Below are 12,877 nucleotides of genomic sequence, written 5' to 3'. Positions count from 1 at the left end.
CCAGAGCGCTTCTGCCATGCGCTTGTCTTCCATCTCCTGAGGCGTTTTGGAGAAGGCTGGACGATCCTTCAGCGCAAGTTTGAGGTGATCCTGGGTTCTGACCCAGTCCGGCAAGGTTTGGGTCAGTTCAACGGCCGAGCCTCCGTCACGATGCACCACGGCATACTCATGGACGATGAGGTCGGCGACCCGCAGCGACTGCCCACAAACTTGGCAGTCTCCTTTTTCCTGAACATGGACCGGGGGAGGGCTGTACCCCAGAACCTCGGCCCTGCCCGGCAATTCGGCGGGATCCAACTCAGGCACCTGCTCTGGCACCTTTTGCGGCCCCTTGCCCATTAAGGCGTGCAGATCAATCGGCTCAGGCGACTGGCAAGCCGGATGATCGTCGGCAGGACGCGCCATGTCTGCCGGCATCTTGTGACCACAGTGCACGCAGTAACGCGCCGGTCGGTCGGTCCGGTGGTGACAGGCTGGGCAGGATAGAGAAGACAGCGCCATACCCTTCAAGGCGCAGCATCGGACTTTTTCGGTTCACCCTCGCTGAAATCAGCCATTCAGGACGCATCACTTCGACTGCGCTTGGCCGGACCGGGCGGCCCCGCAATCAGGGCCTGAGCATCGGCCTATTTGCGGTAATCCAGCGGCGGATCACGGTCCCCAAGCAGCGATTTGTACTCATAATTCGGCCCGCGCTTGTCTTCGAATTCTTCCCAGGCTTCCTCTATGAGCTCTTCATTCTGGTAGAGCTCGATCGCAGCCGCCGTCAGCGTTTTAGCGGCAAGGTCTGCGCCCTTGTGACCAATCGACATGCCGCTGGCCGCAACGGCCTGCCAGCTATGAGCCGACGTGCCGGGCACCCAGGTCGCTGTGCGCAGGCCAACGGTTGGCACCGCCCAGGACACATCGCCGACATCCGTTGAGCCGTAACCGAGTGAAATCTCGAAGGGCTGGATCTCTTCCTGCGAGCCAAGGCTGAGCTCTGGATTGTCGAAGCTTGCAGCGATCTGCTCTGCATAGGCCTGTTCTTCGGGCGTATAGGAAATGCCGCCCATCTCGCGCAGTTTCGCATCCATCATTCGCGCCAGCGCTTCGTTCACGAGGAGCGGATTGTTGCCGTGGATGACTTCCCATTCGACGCTCGTCCCTGTGCCCATCGCGGCGCCCTGGGCAGCTTTCTCGAGGCGCACCCAGATATCGTCGACGCCGTCGGCATCAGGGTGACGGACGTAGTAAAAGACTTCAGCAAAGTCCGGCACGACATTCGGGGCGTTGCCACCTGCCGTGATGACGTAATGCATGCGCGCATCCTGCGGCATGTGCTCATGCATCATGTTCGCCATCATGTTCATGGCCTCGACCCCATCGAGCGCTGAGCGGCCGCGTTCCGGTGCGCCGGCAGCATGCGCTGAGACACCGCTAAAACGGAACTTGGCAGACCGGTTGGCAAGCGAAGTGTTCGCTGCTGCGGAGTTCTCGTCGCCCGGATGCCAGTGAAACGCGATGTCGACATCGTCGAACAGACCGGCTCGCGTCATATAGACCTTACCGCTACCGCCTTCTTCGGCCGGCGTGCCATAGACGCGGATCGTGCCTTCAGTGCCCGTGTCTTCAAGCCAATGGCGAATGGCGACGCCAGCTGAGACCGAGCCAGCACCGAATAGATTATGGCCGCAGGCTTGTCCGGCATGTTTATCGGCAACAGGCTCGCGTGTCGGGGCCTGGCTTTGATTGATTCCCGGCAAGGCATCATATTCGGCGAGGATCGCGATCACCGGTTCGCCCGATCCATACTCGGCGACGAAGGCCGTCGGAATGCCGGCAACGCCCATATCCACGTCGAACCCCTCGCTTGCCAGGGTGCTTTGCAAGAGCTGCGACGACTTGGTTTCCTGATAGCCGACTTCGGCCCAGTCCCAGAGCTGCGTGGCAAGCGTCTCAGTGAGCTGGGGGCGCTCATTGACCAGGCTTTTTGCCTGTTCAGCTGCCGGGTCAGCGAGCGCAGGGCTCATCAGGGTGGAAGAGATCAGGCCGATAGACGCGGCTGCGAGCGCTAGGCGCATGGGGACACTCCTGTTTGAATAGGCGCCCCGGCAAAACAGGGCTGTGTGGAATTGCGGCGACCTTGCGACACAGCCAGCGCCATATCAAGCCTTTGGCCCTTCCCCTGTTGCCGCAGCCCCGTTAAGAGCGCGGGTCTGATGACCATGCTCGCGCTGATAGACTACGGATCCGGCAATCTCCACTCGGCTGAGCGGGCCTTGCGGGCGGCTGCGCAGCTGTCTGAGGCTGATATAGAGATCCGTGTGACCGAGGATGCCCGGGAAGTCGCACGGGCAGACCGCGTGGTCTTACCGGGCGTCGGGCACTATGCCGATTGTGCCAAGGGCCTGCGCGCTGTGGACGGAATGGTCGAGGCGCTGAAAGAGGCGGTGCTCGACCGCGCCGTTCCGTTTTTCGGCATCTGCGTCGGCATGCAGCTGCTGGCCGATCGCGGGCTCGAAGATGGCGAGACGCCGGGCCTTGGCTGGATCGGCGGCGAGGTCGACCGCATCAGGGCCGCACCAGGCCTCGCCATCCCTCATATGGGCTGGAACAGTTTGCAGATATTACAGGATCATCCGGTCCTGCAGGGGCTCGGCGACGACCCGCACGTCTATTTCACCCACTCTTATGCCATGAAGCTCAAAGACAGACACGACCTCGCGGCGTTTACCGATTATGGCGGCGAGATCACCGCTGCGACCGCGCGGAACAATCTGTTCGGCACGCAGTTTCATCCAGAGAAAAGCCAGAGAATTGGCCTCAAGCTGCTCGCAAACTTCCTGACTTGGAATATTCAGTAGGGCCGGTCGCTCCTCGACTTATCCGAGACAGGACCCGCTCATGAACCTTCCAGACTTCAATCTAGCAAACCAGAAAAGCCGCGATGCCCTGCGTCTTGGCATACAGTCAGCCATCGCAGCTGCCGTCACTTTTATCGCTATCGATGCGGTGGGCACAGACGAGAAATTCGCCGGCATTCTGACAGCCGTCATGATCGTGCAGCCCAGCATAGGCGGAACGACCAGCCAGGGATGGGATCGCATGATCTCGACGATTGTCGGCTGCGTCATAGGCGTCGCGTGTCTCTTCCTGCTGCCGTCAGGATATGGGACGCTTGCCGCGCTCGTCTTTGCCATGTTCGTGATGAACTTTATCGCCGGTTTCAGGCCGGGCTGGCGGCAGGGTGTGGTGGCCGCTGTCGCGCTATCCCTGTCCCATGCCGAAGACGGGTCTGTGGATGTCGCGATAGCAAGAGCCACAGCGATCGGCATTGGTATTGTCGCCGGCATTATCGTTGCGCTTATTGTGTGGCCCGACAGCGCGGCTCACCGTGCCGAACGTCATCGCCAGGCTATATGGCAGGCCCTTCGCGACCGGCTGGCGGCTGTCATGGCTTTTGATCGCGACGAAGAAGGCGCCGACAGCGCACGCCGAGCCTATAACAGCGCTTTGAGCGATGCGCGCGAAGCAACGCGGGCCATGCACAGTAAGAAAAGAGGCGCGGGCCAGAAGAGGCTGAACGCTCTTGAGGAACTCTACAGCTCCATCATGCTGTTGGACCGGTCCATCAAGCGCCTCGACGAACGAGGAGGCGACAAGGAGCAGCACGTGCAATCAAAACTCAAGTCGTTGAAAGACAAGGCGATTGCCATCTTCGACGATATCCTTGACGGGAAAACAGACATTAGTGTCAGCCCATTGCGCGAAGAATCGAATATTGAAGGCGGAAAGGACGTTGACGGCGAGGAAGCCGAAAAACTCTACGCGGTTCGGTTCGCTCTGGATGAGATCGCCAATAGTCTCGAGGCCTGTGGAGAGACATGGGGCAAGGGGGATTCCAGCTTGATCGACCGCTCTGGCACAATGCTGGGCGAGGCAGTTCCCAATAGAGTTGAGTCTGTGGTCACAAAAGACTAAGCCCTGCTCTCGCTTTGCCTCACCTCACAGAAAATTGCTTCACGACCGGCCATGACGTTCGACCTCTATCCAGCCATCGACCTCAAATCGGGAGAATGTGTCCGGCTGATCCGCGGGGAAATGGATCGGGCCACCTCATTCAATCCCGATCCGGGCGACCAAGCCGCTCGATTCAAGGCGATGGGGTTTGATCGGCTGCACGTCGTTGACCTTGATGGCGCCTTTGCCGGCGACAGCGCGAATGGCAAGGCTGTTCGTCGCATTCTCGCCGCGACTGACGTCCCGGTTCAGCTGGGCGGCGGTATCCGAACGCGTGCGCAGATCAATGCCTGGCTCGAGGCCGGCCTTTCGCGCGTCATTCTGGGCACGGCGGCCCTCAGGGACCCTGATCTCGTCAAGGCCGCGGCCCGGGAGCTTCCCGGTCACGTGGTCGTCGGCATCGACGCCAAGGACGGCAATGTCGCCGTCGAAGGGTGGGCCGAAACCTCGGACATGAAAGCGGTTGAGCTGGCCAAAATCTTCGAGGGCTGCGGTGTGGCCGGCCTTGTGGTTACGGATATCTCAAGAGATGTCATGAAAACGGGGGTTAATGTCGCCTTCACCACCGAGATGGCCGAAGCTGTTTCGATTCCCGTGATCGCGTCCGGGGGCGTTGCGAGTGTTTCTGACATCACAGCGCTCAAGAATGCGGGCGGAAAACGCGCTATATCAGGCACAATCCTTGGCCGCGCGCTCTATGATGGAGATATTGATCCGGCCGCCGCAATTGCAGCGGCGAAGGCGTAATCGATGCTGAAAACCCGCATCATTCCCTGTCTCGATGTCAAAGACGGCCGCACGGTCAAAGGCGTGAACTTTGTCGGGCTTCGCGATGCCGGCGATCCGGTCGCGCTCGCCAAGGTGTATGATGAACAGGGCGCCGATGAACTCTGCTTTCTCGACATCACAGCCAGCCATGAGGGCCGGGGAACGATGCTGGATGTGGTCCGCCGCACGGCCGAGCAATGTTTCATGCCGCTGACAGTAGGGGGCGGCGTCCGCTCGAGCGCGGATCTGGTGCAATTGCTGCGCGCAGGGGCCGACAAGGTGGCGATAAACTCTGCCGCCGTGGCCAATCCGTCCGTCGTCTCCGAGTGCGCTGCCAAGGCCGGTAGCCAGGCGGTCGTTGTCGCGATCGATGCAAGGAAAACCGGCGCATCTTGGGAGATTTTCACCCATGGCGGGCGCAGACCGACCGGAATTGACGCGATAGCGTTTGCAAAATCGGCGGAAAAACACGGCGCCGGCGAAATCCTCCTGACGTCGATGGACAAGGATGGCACCAAATCCGGCTTTGATATCCCGCTCCTCAAAGCCATCACATCTGCAGTGCACATTCCGGTTATCGCGTCAGGCGGGGCGGGCTCTGCAGAGGATCTAGCACCGGCCATTCTTGAAGGCGGCGCCAATGCTGTGCTTGCGGCATCAATCTTTCACTTTGGCGAAGTAAGCTTATCTGAAGCCCGCAAGGCGCTTGCTGACGCGGGCGCCCCTGTCAGACCTTTTTGAACGATCGACCCGAAAGAAAACCATGGCAAAACAGGAACTTGGATCTGCCCACCGCCTCACTGCGCTGCTCGAAACGCTCGCAGAGACGGTGGATTCACGTGTCGGCGGAGATCCCGAAAAGTCCTATACAGCCCGGCTGCTTAAGGGCGGGGAGCTCAGATGCGCCAAGAAAATCGCAGAGGAAGGCGCCGAAGTTGCGCTCGCCATTGCTGCAGAAGGGCGCAAGGATGTGGCGGCTGAAACAGCTGATCTTCTCTTTCATCTTCTGGTCGGTCTGAGGGCGAAGGGTGTGCCACTCGACATGGTTGCCGATGCGCTTTCAGAGCGGCGCGGCGTGTCTGGCATTGCGGAAAAAGCGGCAAGGCAAACAAGGGCTTAGCGCCGTTTCAGGAAGACGTAGAAGGCGCCTGAGCCGCCATGTTTCGGGTGAGCCGGCGCATAGCCTGAAATGAGGCTTCGCGCATCACCGGTCTCGAGCCAGCGCAGGAAATTGCGCCTGAGAACGCCTTCTCCAGTTTTGCCCTTTCCTGTAATGACAATTACACAACGGCTGCCGCGCGCCTGCTCACGGATAAGGAATGACGGCAAGGCTGACCAGGCCGTGGCCTGGGTATGACCGTGTAGGTCGAGGCTGGCAGACACCTCGATCTTCCCGCGCCGCACCTTCTTTTCACCAGACCGGTCGGCCGGGCTAAAAGCAGGGTAATTTCGTGGTAATTCCGGGCTATTTCCAGGCTTCTTGGCTTGGGCAGGCTCGATGGACGGATGTTTGACCTGTTTGAGGATGGGATGGTCGGTCAGGTCGCGGGTTACGCGCGGCGACTTTCCGCCTTTCAGCGGGCGGATCGACTTTCGGACCTGGTCCCAGGCCTTCGCTTCTTCATCCGAGAGTTTACGGTCCGCCATGCGGGCGATTTAGGGGGTTTTGGGCAGAAGACCAAGGCTCGCCACCGCTCCGGGCGCGTTCAGCCGCGCTGCAACCGCGCTTGGCAACAGAACCCAGAGCCGGCCCGGCGCATTCATTGTTCCGGCGCGCTCGCCGGCCTCCAGTCCCGTGCCGAAATAGATATCGCCGCGCACAGCGCCCTTGATCGCCCCGCCCGTATCCTGCGCGTTGAGCAGGCCGGACCAGTTGCCCCCAAGGCCGGGCGCGGAGGTTTCGACGAAGACCGGAACGCCGAGCGGATGGTAGGCCCGGTCGACCGCCATTGAGCCCAGCGGTGTCAGCGGCACGTTGAGCGCACCCTTGGGGCCGCTCGCGCTGTCGGCGCCCGGTTCGAGATTGAAGAAAACAAAGCGCGGATTGGCATTCATCGCCTCTCGCACCTGCTCAGGGCTCGCCCGGTCCATCCAGGCGCGAATACCCTGCATCGACGCCTCTCCCCGGCTGATCAGGCCGCGGTCGAGAAGCCAGTTGGCGGTCGAATTGAAGGGCTGCCCATTATGCGCGGCATAGACCGCCTTCATCACGCGGCCATCCGGGAAGACGAGCTTGCCCGAGCCCTGGACCTGAAGAAAAAAGACATCGCCCGGATGGGCATAGGCGAGCGGATTGACCCCGCCTGCGGTAATCTCGGCGCGCGTGGGATAGGGGCGCCGGGTGCCGTTCGGCAAGGTCTGATAGACATTGTCGCCGCCCTCGGAGACGAGATCGGCCGGGAGGGCCGGAACCGGTTCGGTATAAGGAAACACCGGCGTGTAGCGTGCCTGATAGACTGGCTCGAAATAGCCTGTGAACCGCGAGTCGCCTGTCGGGCTGAGGATTTCGACCGGGGTGAACAGCGCCTGTACCACCGATTGCGCACTCGCCTCGTCGCGCACGACATCGAGCGCCGCGCAGCCTGGCAGCCAGTCTTCCACACGGCCTGCCCAGGGCGCATTGTCTGACAGGAGGGCGCTCGGCTCGCGTCGCTCAAACACCTCGCAGCTTTTCTGAAAAGCGCTGAGACCCGGCAGGAGATCAGCCTCGCCCCATCCTGGAAGCGTATCGAAGGCGGCTGGAACCGGGGGTGCCCAGACCGGGGCAGGCGGTGGCGCTTCAGTGACCGGAGGCGGCGGCGTTGGCGCGGGCGTCTCGTCGGGTGTAGCGGCACAGCCAGCAAGGACGAGGAGCGCGTAAAAGAGGGAGAGCTTTCTCATCGGCGAAGTTTTCCAAGTCTTTCTGCGGCGCTGCAACTTAAATCGCGTCGGCCGCAGACAGTCAGCCTGCCATCAGCGCATTGTCGATTTCATCGGCCCTGATCTTGGCGTCCCGTGAACTGATGCGCGCCCAATAGTCCTCAAAGGGTTTGCGTGTTTCGATCGTGCCGAATTGCAGGCCCCAGCCGATCTGTGAGCCGACATAAACATCGGCCGCCGTAAAGTCATTGCCGACGAGATAGGGCGATTCCTCAACCGCCTTTTCCAGAGTGTCCATGACCGTTTCCATCCGGTCATAGCCGACCGAGCGGCGCTGTTCCTCATTCGGTACCACGTTCAGCGATTTGTTGGTCATCGCCGCTTCAACCGGGCCTGCGGCAAAGAAAAACCATCGATAATAGCGCGCCCGGCTATCCGTCGGCGGCGCGAGCCCGGCATTCGGGAAGGCGTCCGCGAGATAGGCGCAGATTGCGGCCGTTTCGGTCACCACCCTGCCCTTGTGCATGATCGCCGGGACTTTTCCCATCGGATTGATATCGAGATAGGATGGCGACTTTAGAGCCTCGCCATAGGACATGATCTCCGTGTCATAAGGCTCGCCGACTTCTTCCAGCATCCACCGGACGATGCGCCCGCGTGACATCGGATTTGTGTAGAAGACGAGGTCCTTTGACATGGGTGCGCTTCCCTGGCTGGCATCGGTCAGCGCGGAGCGTGCCTCTAAAGGCGCTTCAAGTCACGTCTTTCCTGAAAATCAATTGGCGATATCGACGTCGTCGAGCAGCCAGTTCGGGTCGTCTGAATCGACGTCCCGCATGAACGTCCAGAATTCCTCTGACTTGCGCGTCATGTCGCCGTCGCCAAGCTCTGCCTCGAAGCGAACCGTAACGCGCGCCATTGTGCCGGTGAGGCTCGCATCGTCGATTTCGCTGTGGCGGATGCGCAGAAGCTGCGGCGCTTCGCGGCCGGTCGCTTCGCGCTCTGCAATGGCTGCGTCCCAGGCTTCCCAGACATCGGTGTCGAGCCAGGGCTTCAGCGTTTCGCGGTCGCCGCGCGCAAAGGCCGAAGCCAGCATTTCATAGGCGCCGCGCGCACCTTGCAGGAATTCCTTGGGGTGAAAACTTGGATCGGCGGCATGGATTGCCTCAAGCCCGGCGGCTGCGGGACCTGTAAAAGCAGGGCGCAGGCCGCTGCGGCCCTCTTCCGTCGGGCGGCCTTCTGTCTTGGGTGTCGCTGGCGCCTGCGAGCGCGTGCGGCCCTCAGGCGGACCTGAATCGCTGCCAAGCGTCGTATAGAGCCGCCAGCCGACGAACACAGCAATCGCTGCAATCAGGGCCAGTTCGATAAGCGATGATGACATGAAGTCTCCAAAGGAAGGACTGTTTCACACACTCATATAGGCGCGATTTGCGCTGTGCCACCCAGTGTTGCGCAACTAGAGGGCGCATGATAGGCGCAAAACCCAGTTTATAGAGGATTTCGCGCCCATGACCGAGACACCAGACACCGCTGCACAGCCTCAGGCGCCGACCGGCCCGAGCATGCGCGTGCTGAACCAGTACATCAAGGACCTGTCCTTCGAAAATCCTGGTGCGCGTGTCGAAGAGCAGCCAAATGTGGATCTCGGTATTGATGTGCAGGCCATCCCGCAGAACACCGAACAGGGCGTCTATGAGGTGATCCTGAAACTCAATGCCCGCGCCGGGACCAAGGACACCGCACTCTTCCTGGTCGAGCTACAATATGCGGGCATGTTCCAGGTCCAGGGCGGCTCGCAGGCCGATACCGAAGCAATGCTTCTGATCGAAGCGCCGCGCATGCTATTCCCCTTCGCGCGCCGCATTGTCGCAGACCTGACCCAGGAAGGCGGCTTCCCGGCGCTCCGGATCGACCCTGTCGATTTCACAGCGCTGTACCGCCAGCAGCGCGAACGCGCCATGCAGTCCCAGGGCAGCCAGCCGATCACCGGCGATAGTACACCGCCAGCCGCCGAAGGCTCCAGCGATCCTCAAAGCTAGGCGTTAGGGCTGGTAGCGGCTCCAGATCGGGTTTTCTCCGAGCGTTGCAACAAAGGCTGTGTGACGCTCGATCTCGATTTCGGTCACACGCGGATCGAGCGGGGCAGGGCGCTGTTTCGCGGTGCGGAAGCGGGCGGTATCGCCATCGCCTGACCCATCGGCAAAATCGAAGCTGCGAGCCCGGCCCCCCCGCAGCTCGAGATAGACCTCGGCGAGCAACTGGCTATCGAGCAGGGCGCCGTGCAGGGTGCGGGCCTCAAGGCCGATATTGAACCGCTTGCAGAGCGCATCGAGCGACGCCGGCGCGCCGGGATAGCGTTTCTTTGCGATGTCGAGCGTGTCGACCCACTGGTCGATGTGGATTTCAGCCTTGCCACAACGGATAAGCTCAGCGTTCAGAAAGCCCCGGTCGAAGGCGGCATTATGCGCGACGACGGGCGAATCGCCAATAAATTCAAGCAAAGCATCAACGATTTGCGGGTCTTCGAAGAATGGCATGCCGACCAGCATATCATCGGTAATACCGGTAATTTCGATCGTCTTTTCCGAAACTTTCCGGCGAGGATTGATGCGCTGGTGAAAGGTCCGGCCTGTGGGCACATGGTTAATCAGCTCGACAGCGCCGACCTCGATGATCCGGTCGTCGCCCGCCCAGTGGAGGCCGGTGGTTTCGGTATCGAAGGCGATCTCGCGCAGCTGGGTCGTCATGCCGGGTGTGTCTCCATCGCTGAGAGCAAATCTATGATCGCGTTTACATGGGTTCGCGTGAAGTCGAAACCGAACGCTGTAGAAATCACGAAATCGGCGCGGGCCCGCTTGTCTGCGTCTGGCATCTGCTTGGCGAGGATCTTGTCGAATTCGGCCTCGCTCATTTCCTCGCGCGCCATGACGCGGGCGCGCTGAATGTCTGCGGGGGCGGAAACCACGGCGGTGTAGTGACAGCGTGCATCGCCGCCGGTTTCGTAGAGCAGGGGAATGTCCAGGACGGCGAGCCTGGCGCCGGAATGCATGGCGTCGCGGCGAAACCGGCTCTGGGTTTCGCCAACCAGTGGATGGACGATGGATTCAAGATCCTTGAGCGCATCCGGGTCCTCAAGCACGATATCGCGCAGGCGCTGGCGGCTGACGGCGCCGTCGACCACAACGCCTGGAAAGCGCTCGGCGAGCGGGGCCACCGCAAGCCCGCCTTTGGCATAGATTTCATGAACCGCCGCATCCGCATCGTAGACCGGCACGCCTGCCTCGGCGAACATTGCCGCGGTCGCGCTTTTTCCCATGCCGATGGAGCCTGTAAGGCCGAGAATTATCATTCGGTCAGTCTCAGCGTTTCGCGGCAGGCTTCAAGGGCGATTTCGACATCCGGCAGCTCGCCGCCAAACCAGATGCGGAAGCTTTCTGCCGCCTGGCAGACCAGCATGCCGAGGCCGTCTTCGGCGGCCCAGCCCTGCGATCGCGCATGATCGATCTGTGGACCGGCGGGCGCGCCATAACTCATTTCCAGGAAGAGCCGCCCCTCTCCCTTGGGCAGTGCGAAAAATTCCCCGCCATGACCGAGACTGGCGGAATTGATGACCAGATCGGCGCTTTCAGCGATGCGCGGCAGATCATCGAGCGGGCCAAAGCTGTGATCGCGCGCGCAGCAGTCCGAAAGCGCCTTGCCGGCCTTCTCCACGGTGCGGTTGAGCAGAGTGATGTCGGCGCCAGCCTGGTCGAGGGCAAACAAGGCTGCGCGCGCTGCCCCGCCTGCGCCAAGCAGGAGCACCGATTTACCTTCGAGCGAAACCACGCCGACCCGTTTCAGCGCCGCCATCAGGCCGGGCGCATCGGTATTGTCTGCCGACCATTGGCCCGGCTCCGACTGCGTCAGCGTGTTGGCCGCGCCGATCGCGATCACGGCGGGCGACATATGCGAGACGCTTGAGAGCACGGCCTGTTTATGGGGCAGGGTGACGTTCAGGCCGCGAAATGTCTTGTACGCGAAGTCTTCAAGCGCAGCGGCCGTTTCCCCTGTCGGCACGCGGATGGATTCGTAAGAGGCCTCGAGCGCCATCGAGTCAATCCAGGTCATATGGATCTGCGGCGAGAGCGAATGGCCCACCGGATCGCCTATCACAGCCAGTTTCTGCATCATGCCTTGATGACGCCTCGAATGCGCAAATAGTCAAGCAGTGGCAACAGCGGCAGGCCGAGGATGGAGAAGTAATCGCCTTCGATCCGGCTGAAGAGCTGAGCGCCAACACCTTCGAGCATATAGGCACCGACCGTCTTCAGAATATCCGGGCCAGCCGCTTCCAGATAGGCGGCTATAAAGTCCTCGCCCAACGGTCGCACCGTCAGTTTGGGAGCGACAAGATGGCGCCAGACCGGTTTACCGTCTTCTGCAATAACGATTGCAGTTTCCAGCGTATGCGACTTGCCTGACAAGCGGCGCAGATGATTCCCGGCATCCTGCATGTCGGCCGGCTTATCCATCGCCTCGCCATCGAGGTTGAGCATCTGGTCGCCGCCAATGACGAGCCCCTCATGGCTTTGCGACACCTTGATGGCTTTCATCTCCGCGAGCCGCATCGCCTGATCTGACACCCGCATCTTTTCTGCGCGAAAAACGGCTTTGGCGGCCTCTTCATCGACGCGCGGCTTGATCGAGGTCGCTTTAACACCCGCATTGGCAAGGAGCGCGCGGCGGCTCTCGCTGCCCGACGCCAGAATGATTTCGCTCATCCCTGGCCCCGTTTTTCATTCAGCTTGTTGAGAATGGCCGCTGCCGTTTCTTCAACGCTTCGCCGGGACACATCGATCATCTGCCACTTCTTGCGCTGGAACAGGCGGTTCGCCTCTGTTACTTCCGCGCGCACGGCCTCTTCGTCCGTATAATCTGTCGCCGAATTCTCGTTGAGTGCCATCAGCCGCTGGCTCCTGATCTGGACGAGCCGCTCGACGCCGATCTTGAGGCCGATCACAAGCGGGCCCTTTTCCGGATCGAGATCATCCATGATCGGGGGCACAGGAACACCCGGCACGAGCGGGATATTGCCGGCCTTCACGCCGCGATTGGCAAGATATACGCAGGTCGGGGTCTTCGATGTCCGGCTCACGCCGAGCAGGATCACATCCGCATTCGGCAAGCCCTGAGTATTCTGCCCGTCATCATGCGCAAGCGCATAGTTGATCGCCTCGATCCGCTCGAAATATTCGGCGTTGAGCGCATG

General features: G+C 61.0%; 17 protein-coding genes. 6 read left to right on the top strand and 11 right to left on the bottom strand.

Annotated elements, in window-relative coordinates; genetic code table 11:
- Together WA989_RS09865 and WA989_RS09860 are read right to left on the bottom strand one after the other, a co-directional pair.
- The coding region (locus tag WA989_RS09865; protein WP_424340329.1) for a hypothetical protein at positions 1-405 on the bottom strand (405 nt) is incomplete at its 3' end.
- Between the two features lie 221 nt (positions 406-626).
- A complete protein-coding gene (locus WA989_RS09860; protein ID WP_424340328.1) occupies positions 627-2,063 on the bottom strand; it encodes an amidohydrolase in 1,437 nt (478 codons plus the stop codon).
- Positions 2,064-2,201: 138 nt separating this feature from the next.
- Here WA989_RS09860 and hisH point away from each other — a divergent pair, with 138 nt between their 5' ends.
- From hisH to hisE, 5 genes are read left to right on the top strand one after another with little or no spacing between them, the layout of a single operon-like run.
- Entirely contained in the window at positions 2,202-2,846 is a 645-nt protein-coding gene (gene hisH, locus WA989_RS09855) for an imidazole glycerol phosphate synthase subunit HisH (protein WP_424340327.1), read from the top strand.
- Between the two features lie 40 nt (positions 2,847-2,886).
- On the top strand, positions 2,887-3,963 hold the full coding sequence (locus WA989_RS09850) for an FUSC family protein (RefSeq protein WP_424340326.1): 1,077 nt from the start codon (positions 2,887-2,889) through the stop codon (positions 3,961-3,963).
- A 51-nt stretch (positions 3,964-4,014) separates the two neighbouring features.
- Positions 4,015-4,749: a 1-(5-phosphoribosyl)-5-[(5-phosphoribosylamino)methylideneamino]imidazole-4-carboxamide isomerase gene (hisA, locus tag WA989_RS09845; protein ID WP_424340325.1), complete on the top strand. Its 735-nt coding sequence runs from the start codon at positions 4,015-4,017 to the stop codon at positions 4,747-4,749.
- A gap of 3 nt (positions 4,750-4,752) precedes the next feature.
- Positions 4,753-5,511 (top strand): imidazole glycerol phosphate synthase subunit HisF, encoded by a 759-nt coding sequence (gene hisF, locus WA989_RS09840; RefSeq protein ID WP_424340324.1) that lies wholly within the window; start codon positions 4,753-4,755, stop codon positions 5,509-5,511.
- Between the two features lie 22 nt (positions 5,512-5,533).
- Positions 5,534-5,890, top strand: coding sequence for a phosphoribosyl-ATP diphosphatase (gene hisE / locus WA989_RS09835; protein WP_424340323.1), 357 nt, complete (start codon positions 5,534-5,536; stop codon positions 5,888-5,890).
- Here hisE and WA989_RS09830 read toward each other — a convergent pair.
- From WA989_RS09830 to WA989_RS09815, 4 genes are all read right to left on the bottom strand, one after another.
- Positions 5,887-6,417 carry a Smr/MutS family protein gene (locus WA989_RS09830; protein ID WP_424340322.1) on the bottom strand — a complete coding sequence of 177 codons (531 nt, stop codon included), beginning with the start codon at positions 6,415-6,417 and terminating at the stop codon, positions 5,887-5,889. The genes hisE and WA989_RS09830 overlap by 4 nt on opposite strands.
- A gap of 9 nt (positions 6,418-6,426) precedes the next feature.
- Positions 6,427-7,650 carry a murein transglycosylase A gene (locus WA989_RS09825; protein WP_424340321.1) on the bottom strand — a complete coding sequence of 408 codons (1,224 nt, stop codon included), beginning with the start codon at positions 7,648-7,650 and terminating at the stop codon, positions 6,427-6,429.
- 61 nt (positions 7,651-7,711) lie between these two features.
- On the bottom strand, positions 7,712-8,326 hold the full coding sequence (locus tag WA989_RS09820; protein WP_424340320.1) for a glutathione S-transferase family protein: 615 nt from the start codon (positions 8,324-8,326) through the stop codon (positions 7,712-7,714).
- Positions 8,327-8,404: 78 nt separating this feature from the next.
- A complete protein-coding gene (locus WA989_RS09815; RefSeq protein WP_424340319.1) occupies positions 8,405-9,010 on the bottom strand; it encodes a Tim44/TimA family putative adaptor protein in 606 nt (201 codons plus the stop codon).
- Between the two features lie 127 nt (positions 9,011-9,137).
- On the opposite strand from WA989_RS09815, the gene secB reads away from it, so the two are divergent.
- Entirely contained in the window at positions 9,138-9,668 is a 531-nt protein-coding gene (secB, locus tag WA989_RS09810; RefSeq protein WP_424340318.1) for a protein-export chaperone SecB, read from the top strand.
- A 3-nt stretch (positions 9,669-9,671) separates the two neighbouring features.
- Here the strand turns inward: secB and dnaQ are convergent, their stop codons facing one another.
- From dnaQ to WA989_RS09785, 5 genes are all read right to left on the bottom strand, one after another.
- Positions 9,672-10,376, bottom strand: coding sequence for a DNA polymerase III subunit epsilon (gene dnaQ / locus WA989_RS09805; protein WP_424340317.1), 705 nt, complete (start codon positions 10,374-10,376; stop codon positions 9,672-9,674).
- Positions 10,373-10,978 (bottom strand): dephospho-CoA kinase, encoded by a 606-nt coding sequence (coaE, locus tag WA989_RS09800; RefSeq protein WP_424340316.1) that lies wholly within the window; start codon positions 10,976-10,978, stop codon positions 10,373-10,375. Before coaE ends, dnaQ begins: the two co-directional genes overlap by 4 nt.
- Positions 10,975-11,799, bottom strand: a complete 825-nt coding sequence (locus tag WA989_RS09795; RefSeq protein WP_424340315.1) for a shikimate dehydrogenase family protein — start codon at positions 11,797-11,799, stop codon at positions 10,975-10,977. Before WA989_RS09795 ends, coaE begins: the two co-directional genes overlap by 4 nt.
- Complete coding sequence (locus WA989_RS09790; RefSeq protein WP_424340314.1) at positions 11,796-12,389, bottom strand: Maf family protein; 594 nt, start codon at positions 12,387-12,389, stop codon at positions 11,796-11,798. Before WA989_RS09790 ends, WA989_RS09795 begins: the two co-directional genes overlap by 4 nt.
- On the bottom strand, positions 12,386-12,877 hold a 492-nt coding region (locus tag WA989_RS09785; protein ID WP_424340313.1), incomplete at its 5' end, for a kinase/pyrophosphorylase. The genes WA989_RS09790 and WA989_RS09785, both read right to left, overlap by 4 nt.

Origin of the sequence: Henriciella sp., assembly GCF_049649345.1 — a bacterium.
Classification (GTDB): Bacteria; Pseudomonadota; Alphaproteobacteria; order Caulobacterales; family Hyphomonadaceae; genus Henriciella.
The sequence above is the reverse complement of the archived record's forward strand: the minus strand, read 5'-3'. Positions and strand labels throughout refer to the sequence as shown.

Excerpts from the sequence above, each read along its gene's own strand:
- WA989_RS09860 (WP_424340328.1), bottom strand. The coding sequence starts at position 2,063 with ATGCGCCTAGCGCTCGCAGCCGCGTCTATCGGCCTGATCTCTTCCACC.
- WA989_RS09830 (WP_424340322.1), bottom strand. The coding sequence starts at position 6,417 with ATGGCGGACCGTAAACTCTCGGATGAAGAAGCGAAGGCCTGGGACCAG.
- hisE (WP_424340323.1), top strand. The coding sequence starts at position 5,534 with ATGGCAAAACAGGAACTTGGATCTGCCCACCGCCTCACTGCGCTGCTC.
- dnaQ (WP_424340317.1), bottom strand. The coding sequence starts at position 10,376 with ATGACGACCCAGCTGCGCGAGATCGCCTTCGATACCGAAACCACCGGC.
- WA989_RS09825 (WP_424340321.1), bottom strand. The coding sequence starts at position 7,650 with ATGAGAAAGCTCTCCCTCTTTTACGCGCTCCTCGTCCTTGCTGGCTGT.
- WA989_RS09795 (WP_424340315.1), bottom strand. The coding sequence starts at position 11,799 with ATGATGCAGAAACTGGCTGTGATAGGCGATCCGGTGGGCCATTCGCTC.
- WA989_RS09790 (WP_424340314.1), bottom strand. The coding sequence starts at position 12,389 with ATGAGCGAAATCATTCTGGCGTCGGGCAGCGAGAGCCGCCGCGCGCTC.
- hisA (WP_424340325.1), top strand. The coding sequence starts at position 4,015 with ATGACGTTCGACCTCTATCCAGCCATCGACCTCAAATCGGGAGAATGT.
- hisH (WP_424340327.1), top strand. The coding sequence starts at position 2,202 with ATGACCATGCTCGCGCTGATAGACTACGGATCCGGCAATCTCCACTCG.
- hisF (WP_424340324.1), top strand. The coding sequence starts at position 4,753 with ATGCTGAAAACCCGCATCATTCCCTGTCTCGATGTCAAAGACGGCCGC.
- coaE (WP_424340316.1), bottom strand. The coding sequence starts at position 10,978 with ATGATAATTCTCGGCCTTACAGGCTCCATCGGCATGGGAAAAAGCGCG.
- WA989_RS09820 (WP_424340320.1), bottom strand. The coding sequence starts at position 8,326 with ATGTCAAAGGACCTCGTCTTCTACACAAATCCGATGTCACGCGGGCGC.
- WA989_RS09815 (WP_424340319.1), bottom strand. The coding sequence starts at position 9,010 with ATGTCATCATCGCTTATCGAACTGGCCCTGATTGCAGCGATTGCTGTG.
- WA989_RS09850 (WP_424340326.1), top strand. The coding sequence starts at position 2,887 with ATGAACCTTCCAGACTTCAATCTAGCAAACCAGAAAAGCCGCGATGCC.
- secB (WP_424340318.1), top strand. The coding sequence starts at position 9,138 with ATGACCGAGACACCAGACACCGCTGCACAGCCTCAGGCGCCGACCGGC.